The following is an 8819-nucleotide window of genomic DNA, read 5'->3' as shown; positions in this document are numbered from 1 at the left end:
GGACGGTCACAAGATCTACTCCCTTCATGAGCCGGACGTGTTGTGCATCAGCAAGGGGAAGGACCACAAGAAATACGAGTTCGGCAATAAAGTCTCCCTTGTCAGACTGTGGAATGGTCTCATTGTCGGTGCATTATCTTTCCGCAATGAATACGACGGTCATACGATAGACAAGGCAATGGAGCAGGTCGGCAGGGTCTATGGCAGGAAAATCAAAAGACTCGCTGGGGACAGAGGGTATCGCGGGCAGGAAACGTGCGGAGAGACGAACATCATGATACCCGGCGTTCCCAAGGCAAGCGACTCGCCACACACGAAAAAGAAAAAACAAATGTTCTTCCGCAAGAGAGCAGGAATAGAGCCTGTCATAGGGCACTGCAAGGCAGATCATCGATTGGGGAGGAACTTCTACAAGGGTCTCTTGGGTGATGCCATCAACGTGATGCTCGCTGCGGCTGCATTCAACTTCAAAAGAGCCATGCGGCTTCTTTTGTGCCTTATTCGAACTATGATAAAATGGAGTATTCAAGGAGTGGATTCCAACTTTAACGAAACAAAGGTGTTATCCAATACCTTTTGCTGGTTGTAAGTCGAGTTCTTGAGGGACGACTAGCTAAGGTTTCGTGTTGCAAAAGCTTAGCTTTTGAACTGTAAAAGCTTAGCTTTTGAACTGCAAAAGGTAAGCTATTGGAAACTCGGAAATCAATCTATTTGTAGAAATTGGGTATTGTATTCATTAACAATCTGTTATGGGATTATTTTCTTTGGATTGTGGCTGTAAAAAATATTTACCTTAGATGGAGGCCTCACTGTGAGAAATCAGGCGAGTGGGACAAGAGACGGATTTTAGTCGTTTAGTTTCTTAAATGCTTCCGGAAGATACCTGATGATGTCGCCTGCCACAAGGCTTTCCTTTCCAAGTTCCTTCGCAGCCAAGTCGCCTGCCAATCCGTGTAGAAACATTCCCACTGCACAGGCGTTGGCATGCTTGTAGCCACGTGCCAACAGTCCGGTGATGATGCCCGTGAGCACGTCGCCACTGCCGGCTGTTGCCATGCCGCTATTCCCGGTTGAGTTGAATATTACGTTGCCATTTGGCAGACAGAGCGCGCTGCGATGCCCTTTCAACAGGATGAAAGCGTGAATGCCCTGCGCCATGTTCCGGGCTTGTTGCAGACGTTCGTAGTCGCAATTGGCGGGAACACTGCTGATTCGGTCGAATTCCAGTGGGTGTGGTGTCATGATGATGTTTCTTGGCAATTGTTGCATCCATGCTCTGTGGCTTGCCAAAATGTTCAAGGCGTCGGCATCTGCCACCACGGGGCATTGCGCCCGTCGTATTTGTGAAATCATCGCTATGGCGGTGTTCTCCATCTGTCCCAAGCCGGGACCTATTCCCAAGGCATCGAAATCTTCAGTATCGACAGCCTCCGAGAAGGCAGTTTCCTCATGATCCATCTGCATCACTGCTTCCGGCACTGAGATTTGCATGATGTCGTAATTCTTTTTCGGTGTGTGAACCGTAACCTTGCCCACTCCGGCTCTCAGGCAGGCTTTGGTTGCCAAGATGGAAGCTCCTGCCATACCGTAGCATCCGGCTATGATGAGCGCGTTGCCCATCTGTCCTTTGTGCGCAAAATCGTTGCGATGAAGCAGGAGAGGACGGATGTCTTTTTCCTCCAATAGTGTAAATTGGCACTCGGTTTTATCTATGAAGTTCCGATCCAGGCGAATGTCGAGTATTTTTATCCTACCCAAATAGGCTTGTGCGTCGCTAAAGAAGAAAGAAAGTTTCTTTTGATGGAGTGTCAGCGTGAGGTCGGCTCGAATGATGTTTGCGGTAACGTTTAGTGAATTGTCTTCAGGCATGAGCCCGGAAGGGATGTCTATGCTCACGACTTTTGCCGGACTTTGGTTGATGTATTTCACGAGCGATGCGAAACCACCTGCCAATGGCTTTGAGATGCCAGTTCCGAACAAACCATCGATGACCAAAGTGTCGGCAGTTAGTTCAGGTGGGTCGAAAGTGGTTGTTACTTCAGTGAAGTCCTTGAAATGTTTGATCTCTACGAGGCGTTGTTTGTTGATGGCACAATCTTCGGAAAGCTTGTCCGAGATGTTGAAGAGAACAACTTTCGGTTTGTAGCCTTCCGTCAATAACAAACGAGCCATTGCCAATGCATCCCCACCATTGTTGCCCGGCCCGGCAAAAACGACAATTGGCGTGTTGGTGTTCCATTCTTCCATGATGGCATGGGTCATTGCTTTGGCGGCACGCTCCATGATATCTACCGAACGAATGGGCTCGTGTTCAATTGTATATTTGTCAAGCTCGCGTAACTGAGCACTTGTAAATATCTTCATAACGTACGCAAATTTACAAAATAAATGTCAATCCTATAGATTGTTTGGCATAAATTTCGTAAATTTGCGCAAAATAACAGAGTTAGTACAATGAGTCGGGTAACAATAAAAGACAAAACGTTTGAGACTTCTATCACCGAAGCGGAAATCCTGGAGAGAGTCAGGCATGTGGCAGAAAAGCTGAATCACGACATGGAAGGTAAGAATCCGTTGTTCCTTGCCGTACTGAACGGAGCGTTCATGTATGCCGCCGATTTGATGAAGTTTATTACCATTCCCTGTGAAATATCTTTCGTGAAACTGGCTTCTTACGAAGGCACGGCTTCAACGGGAAAGATTAAGGAGGTAATAGGACTGAACGAGGATATTCGTGGGCGGCATGTCGTTATTGTGGAAGACATTGTGGACACCGGTGCCACTATGAAACGCATGATGGAAACTTTGGGAAAACGCGTCCCCGCCAGTATGCACATCAGTTCGTTGTTGGTGAAACCCGGCAAGTTGCAAGTACCCTTGAACATAGAGTATGCCGCCATGGAAATTCCCAACGATTTTATTGTGGGCTATGGATTGGACTACGATCAGCAGGGAAGGAACTTGAGAGATATTTACACATTAGTAAAAGAATAATGAAGAATATTGTGATTTTCGGTGCGCCGGGTGCGGGAAAAGGTACCCAGAGCGACAAGATGATTGAAAAGTACGGGTTTGAGCACATCTCTACCGGTGATGTGCTCCGTGCGGAGATTAAGAATGGTACGGAATTGGGCAAGACTGCCAAAGGATACATTGATAATGGGCAGCTCATTCCGGATGAGTTGATGATTGATATCCTCGCGAGTGTTTACGATAGCTTCGGAAAAGAGCACAAGGGGGTTATCTTCGATGGCTTCCCACGCACCATACCGCAGGCGGAAGCTTTGAAAAAAATGCTCACTGAGCGTGGACACAAGGTAGCAGCCATGATTGAACTCTTCGTTCCGGAAGAGGAATTGATGAAGAGATTGCTGCTTCGCGGTCAGCAGTGTGGACGCTCCGATGACAACGAGGAAACCATCAAGAAGCGTTTGCACGTTTATCACACACAAACCTCACCACTCATCGATTGGTATGAGAAAGAAGGCATCCACCATCATGTGGAAGGGCTGGGCACCATTGATGAGATATTCGCGAGAATAGCACAAGTAATTGATAATTTGTAAACAAAATCTCCCCAAGCATTTCCATGGGGTGTCTGCCTTTTTTCAAACTATGAGAGAAAATGGGGCATCCACTTTGTTCGGAAAAGCTTGGGGAGATTTCAGAAAATAGAATATGGAATCCAATTTTGTAGATTACGTAAAGATATATTGCCGTTCCGGAAAGGGCGGGAAAGGTTCCATGCACCTTCGACGAGAGAAGTATAATCCCTACGGTGGACCCGATGGAGGAGACGGTGGTAAGGGGGGCAGTATCATTCTTCGCGGCAATCACAACTATTGGACGCTGTTGCATCTTCGATACCAACGCCATGTTTATGCCGAGCATGGAGGAAACGGTGGACGCGACAAGTGTCATGGAACCGATGGAAAGGATATGTATATAGACGTGCCTTGTGGAACCGTGGTTTACGATGCGGAGACCGGAAAGTTTATCTGCGATATCTCTTTCGATAAACAGGAGGTCGTTTTGCTTAAGGGGGGCAGGGGAGGACTTGGGAATTTCCAGTTTAGAACCGCCACCAATCAGGCACCACGCTACGCTCAGCCCGGAGAGCCCATGCAGGAAATGACCGTCATTCTTGAGCTGAAACTGCTCGCTGATGTGGGATTGGTGGGTTTCCCGAATGCCGGCAAGTCCACTTTACTGTCTGCCTTGTCGAGTGCAAAACCCAAGATAGCCAATTATCCTTTTACCACGATGGAACCCTCCTTGGGAATCGTGAGCTATCGCGATAACCAAAGCTTCGTGATGGCGGACATTCCCGGAATTATAGAGGGCGCAAGCGAGGGGAAAGGACTTGGATTGAGGTTTCTGCGCCACATTGAGCGCAATTCACTCTTGCTCTTCATGGTGCCCGGAGAAACTGATGATATCAAGAAAGAGTATGAGATTTTGTTGAATGAGTTGAGACAGTTCAATCCGGAAATGCTTGATAAACACAGGGTGTTGGCAATAACCAAGAGCGACTTGTTGGATGATGAGTTGATTGAAATGCTGAAAGATACACTCCCCACAGATTTACCAACGGTTTTTATATCGGCTGTTTCAGGAATGGGATTGAACAGCCTGAAGGATTTACTTTGGAAAGAGCTCAATGCAGAAAGCAATAAGTTGCAAGATATCACGTCGGAGGACACGTTGGTGCATCGCGATAAGGATATGACACGGTTTGAAGCTGAGATACACGCTGAAGGAGCGGACGTGGAAGAAATCGATAGTGTAAGCGAAGAGGAAATCGATGATATCGAAGAACTTGACGACTTTGAATATACGGATGATTAAACCAAAGTTACATTATTACGATTTGGGTGCGGAGATTGTGGCTTTCAGTAGTACGCGACACGGAGGAGTGAGCAGGGGACGTCATGCCGAGTTCAATATTAATAGGTATTGTAGCGATGATGTTAAAAATGTGGCGACCAACCGCGAGGCGTTGGCTGAAGCGTTGGGACTATCCGTTGATAAACTAATAGTTCCGCATCAGATTCATAAGATTGATTCGCGCCGTATTGAGGAAGAGTTTTTCACGTTGTCGCAAATCACTCGTGATAAGATACTTGATGGTGTTGATGCCGTGATGACCAATGTGCCGGGAGTTTGTATCGGTGTTTCGACGGCGGATTGTATTCCCGTGCTTGTTTATGATGAGAGAAAGCGTGCGACAGCTGCCATTCATGCCGGCTGGCGTGGCACTTTACGACATATAGTGTGGAAAACAATTCGGGAAATGGTTGTTGGATTTAGCTCTGAGCCTAAGGACTTAAAGGCGGTGATAGGTCCGGGAATCTCAATAGAGAACTTTGAGGTGGGGCAAGAGGTCTATGACGCTTTTGCTTCTGCCGGCTTTGATATGACTGCCATTGCAAAACAATTCCCTGCTTTCGGGTTGAATGCTGAAGAACCGGAAATGAAATGGCATCTTGATATCCGGATGTGTAATCAATTGGATTTGGAAAGAGCAGGACTTGTTGCCGAAAATATCCTTGATACAGGTATTTGTACCTACGATATGGTGGATGATTACTTCTCGGCACGAAGATTGGGCATCCGCTCCGGTAGAATTTACAACGGCATTATCATAAAGTAAAGTAATTGTTTTACTTCTTGTTTCTAATGACCGCCATCGGAAATATTCAGTTATATGGGTTTGTTATTCAGCTGTTTACTAACTAAAAGCCATACGCAATAAACTCGCATCAACCCCTGCCCCTGTCCGGATCAAGATAAAAGACAAGCATATTCTCTTTGTTTAGTCGGTTCGTTGAAAAAGCGAAAATCCTTCCCGGCGATATGGAAAAAGTTCGATAATGTCCTAAATTTTCTTCATTCATCTATCCAAAGCTTAGCTTTTGCTTTCCAAAAGGTAAGCTTTTGCAATGCAAAAGGTCATGAATCGGAGTGCAAAAGGTAAGCTTTTAAATCGTAATTAATATCATTCTGATTATCAATAAGTTATGAGGTGTACTTCGGGTGTGGTTTTTGTAATATAATTTCGTGGTGATGGTTGAGTCGAATGTGCGCTATCAAGCGTCTGTTTGCCATCATCCGAATACGAATTGGAGGCATGAGGAAATTTGTGCTATTCGAGATTGGAACAAAATACGTCAAGTCGCATGACTTGATGCAACTTTGCGTGAGGTTTCAACAAAATCATTCAGGACACCATTGGAACAAGATGAAAGATTTTTCTTTGTCGTGCGACAAAGAAAAATCCTAATGACCGATTTGGGCTAAACTTTATTCCTCATGAGGCTATTTGTGCCTGTTGGCTCGTTGTTGGCGATATTTCGCTTTTTGTTTCGCACTTCCCGAGCCGTGAGCCCCCGTGATGTATTTCTTCTTTTTTGCTTTGGTCTTGATCTTGTCTTCGGCTTTCTTGGACTTTGGCGCACCCTTAAAAACCATTCCACTCTCGATTATTTCGTCAATGTCGCTCATCTTTATTATATTAGGTGGGTAAATTCGGCATACATTCCCCATTCCCTATAACAAGGAGTGGGGAATATGGGAATTAATGATGGAATAATCTTATACCGGTGAATGTCATCGCGATGTCGTATTTGTCGCAGGTATCGATGACATTATCGTCGCGGATGCTCCCACCTGCTTGTGCGATGTATTCCACTCCGCTCTTGTGCGCACGCTCAATGTTATCGCCGAAGGGGAAGAAAGCATCAGAACCCAAAGCCACTTTCTTATTTTGTGCGAGCCATTCTTTGCGTTCTTCTGCTGTCAGCGGCTCCGGTTTCTCCGTGAAGAAGAGTTGCCATATTCCCTCTTTTAGTATGTCTTCGTATTCATCCGAGATATAAATATTGATGGAATTGTCGCGATCGGCTCTTCGTATGCCGGCTTTGAATGGAAGGTTCATTACCTTTGGGCATTGGCGGAGCCACCATTCATCAGCTTTGTTGCCTGCCAATCGTGTGCAGTGAATGCGGCTTTGTTGTCCCGCTCCGATGCCGATGGCTTGTCCGTCTTTCACATAGCATACTGAATTGCTCTGTGTGTATTTTAGGGTAATGAGCGATATAATGAGGTCGCGTCTTGCTTCTTCCGGAAAGTCCTTGTTTTTTGTAGGGATATTCTCAAACAATTCAGGGACGTAAAGCTTTACTTCGTTGCGACTTTGTTCGAATGTTATTCCAAATACCTGTTTGTGCTCTATGGTTGCAGGGCGATACTTGGGATCCATCTCAATAATATTATATGTCCCTTTGCGCTTGTGCTTCAATATTTCCAATGCTTTCGCTGAATAACCTGGCGCGATTACTCCATCGCTTACTTCGCGGTTGATGAGTCGGGCTGTAGCTTCATCGCATATATCGCTGAGAGCACAGAAATCACCATAAGAGCACATGCGGTCGGCACCTCTTGCACGGGCATAAGCCACTGCCAAAGGGGTGAGCTCAAAATCAATGTCATCTACAAAATATATCTTTTTCAGCGTGTCGTTAAGCGGTAAACCGATGGCAGCACCTGCGGGACTGACATGCTTGAACGAAGCTGCTGCCGGTAATCCGGTTGCTTCTTTCAGTTCTTTTACGAGTTGCCAGCTGTTGAGTGCATCCAAAAAATTGATGTATCCCGGTCTGCCGTTCAGCACTTTGATGGGAAGTTCTCCCTCTTCCATATAGATTCTGGAAGGTTTCTGATTCGGATTGCATCCGTATTTGAGTGATAATTCTTTCATATATATAATGTCGTGATGGATTTATTATTGCAAAGATAGTCAAAAGAACGGAGACTGCTGTCGTGTGGCGATAGTTTTATTCAAGTTTTCTGATTTTTTGCTGAATTTTCATCTTGCTTCTTATTTTTATTTATAATCTTTTAGTACTTTTGCATCTGAAAAATTAGAGAGATAAAAATGAGTAAGAGTGTTAGAAATTTGGTGGAAGAATGGGGGCGAAAAGCACCTCGTCATTCCTTGATGATAGCCGACTTTGAGAAAGTTTCTGCCAAACTTGAAAAGCATCATATTCATCTGCGCTCCGGTTCGTTGCGCAAACTCTGGGGATATGTTGTTTCAAAGGAAAAGCCCTCTCAAAAGTCATTGGATAGATTGGCGCTTTTTGCCGGCTTTCAGTCTTGGAAAGATTTTCAGAAAGCCATCCATGGTGATGGCGACGGACAATTGAATTATGAAGACTGATGACCGGTTGTGGGGATAATGAAAAAAGGTTCGGATAAAATTCCGAACCTTTTTAATTCTGTTGGATTATCGAAAGGTTTACTTTTCGGCAACAATCTTTCTTCTTTCCTGAATGCGTGCTGCCTTACCCGTGAGCTTGCGCAGATAGTAAAGCTTTGCGCGACGCACCTTACCGCGTTTATTCACTTCAATGGAATCGATGTTTGGAGATTCCATCGGGAAGATGCGCTCCACACCGATGGTGCCTGACATTTTGCGAACAGTGAAACGTTTCTTTTCTCCCTCGCCACTAATTTTAATTACAACACCGCGATAGAGCTGAATACGTTGTTTGTTACCCTCGACGATTTTGTAAGCGACAGTTACAGTATCACCGGATTTGAACTCCGGGAACTTCTTGCCGGTTGCAAATGCTTCTTCAGCAACTTTAATTAAATCCATTTTGTTTGATAATTAAATATTGTTTGTCGTTCCAATACAACATGGCTCACGACTCTTCCGTGACCAGCGGTTATACCGAAAAGCGGTGCAAAGTTACGATAATTTATTTAATTCCGCACGTATATGATATGTTACTTCATATCCATTTAAACAATTT

10 protein-coding genes are annotated in these 8819 nt (G+C 45.2%); 6 read left to right on the top strand and 4 right to left on the bottom strand.

Annotation, left to right across the window (positions count from 1 at the left end):
- The coding region (locus E0E16_RS08905) for a transposase (protein ID WP_165444203.1) at positions 1-589 on the top strand (589 nt) is incomplete at its 5' end.
- A gap of 257 nt (positions 590-846) precedes the next feature.
- Here the strand turns inward: E0E16_RS08905 and E0E16_RS08900 are convergent.
- On the bottom strand, positions 847-2364 hold the full coding sequence (locus tag E0E16_RS08900) for an NAD(P)H-hydrate dehydratase (protein ID WP_130830019.1): 1518 nt from the start codon (positions 2362-2364) through the stop codon (positions 847-849).
- Between the two features lie 90 nt (positions 2365-2454).
- Here E0E16_RS08900 and hpt point away from each other — a divergent pair, with 90 nt between their 5' ends.
- The 4 genes from hpt (at position 2455) to pgeF (ending at position 5653) form a co-directional block, all read left to right on the top strand.
- Positions 2455-2994, top strand: a complete 540-nt coding sequence (hpt, locus tag E0E16_RS08895; protein WP_130830018.1) for a hypoxanthine phosphoribosyltransferase — start codon at positions 2455-2457, stop codon at positions 2992-2994.
- Positions 2994-3566, top strand: coding sequence for an adenylate kinase (locus tag E0E16_RS08890; protein ID WP_130830017.1), 573 nt, complete (start codon positions 2994-2996; stop codon positions 3564-3566). Before hpt ends, E0E16_RS08890 begins: the two co-directional genes overlap by 1 nt.
- 112 nt (positions 3567-3678) lie before the next feature.
- Positions 3679-4848 carry a GTPase ObgE gene (gene obgE, locus E0E16_RS08885; protein WP_130830016.1) on the top strand — a complete coding sequence of 390 codons (1170 nt, stop codon included), beginning with the start codon at positions 3679-3681 and terminating at the stop codon, positions 4846-4848.
- On the top strand, positions 4841-5653 hold the full coding sequence (gene pgeF / locus E0E16_RS08880) for a peptidoglycan editing factor PgeF (RefSeq protein ID WP_130830015.1): 813 nt from the start codon (positions 4841-4843) through the stop codon (positions 5651-5653). The genes obgE and pgeF overlap by 8 nt, the downstream gene beginning before the upstream one ends.
- Before the next feature lie 665 nt (positions 5654-6318).
- Here the strand turns inward: pgeF and E0E16_RS08875 are convergent.
- Both E0E16_RS08875 and E0E16_RS08870 read right to left on the bottom strand, forming a co-directional pair.
- Entirely contained in the window at positions 6319-6504 is a 186-nt protein-coding gene (locus E0E16_RS08875) for a hypothetical protein (RefSeq protein ID WP_130830014.1), read from the bottom strand.
- A gap of 73 nt (positions 6505-6577) precedes the next feature.
- Positions 6578-7759 (bottom strand): phosphoribosylaminoimidazolecarboxamide formyltransferase, encoded by a 1182-nt coding sequence (locus E0E16_RS08870; RefSeq protein WP_130830013.1) that lies wholly within the window; start codon positions 7757-7759, stop codon positions 6578-6580.
- A 177-nt stretch (positions 7760-7936) separates the two neighbouring features.
- Here E0E16_RS08870 and E0E16_RS08865 point away from each other — a divergent pair, with 177 nt between their 5' ends.
- Positions 7937-8221 (top strand): hypothetical protein, encoded by a 285-nt coding sequence (locus E0E16_RS08865; RefSeq protein WP_130830012.1) that lies wholly within the window; start codon positions 7937-7939, stop codon positions 8219-8221.
- Positions 8222-8299: 78 nt separating this feature from the next.
- Here the strand turns inward: E0E16_RS08865 and rplS are convergent, their stop codons facing one another.
- Positions 8300-8662 (bottom strand): 50S ribosomal protein L19, encoded by a 363-nt coding sequence (rplS, locus tag E0E16_RS08860; protein WP_130830011.1) that lies wholly within the window; start codon positions 8660-8662, stop codon positions 8300-8302.
- Positions 8663-8819: the final 157 nt, after the last annotated feature.

Origin of the sequence: Prevotella rectalis, from assembly GCF_900607215.1 — a bacterium.
In the GTDB taxonomy this organism is placed as follows: domain Bacteria; phylum Bacteroidota; class Bacteroidia; order Bacteroidales; family Bacteroidaceae; genus Prevotella; species Prevotella brunnea.
Note: the sequence above shows the minus strand (reverse complement) of the source record. Positions and strands in the feature narration are given on the sequence as shown.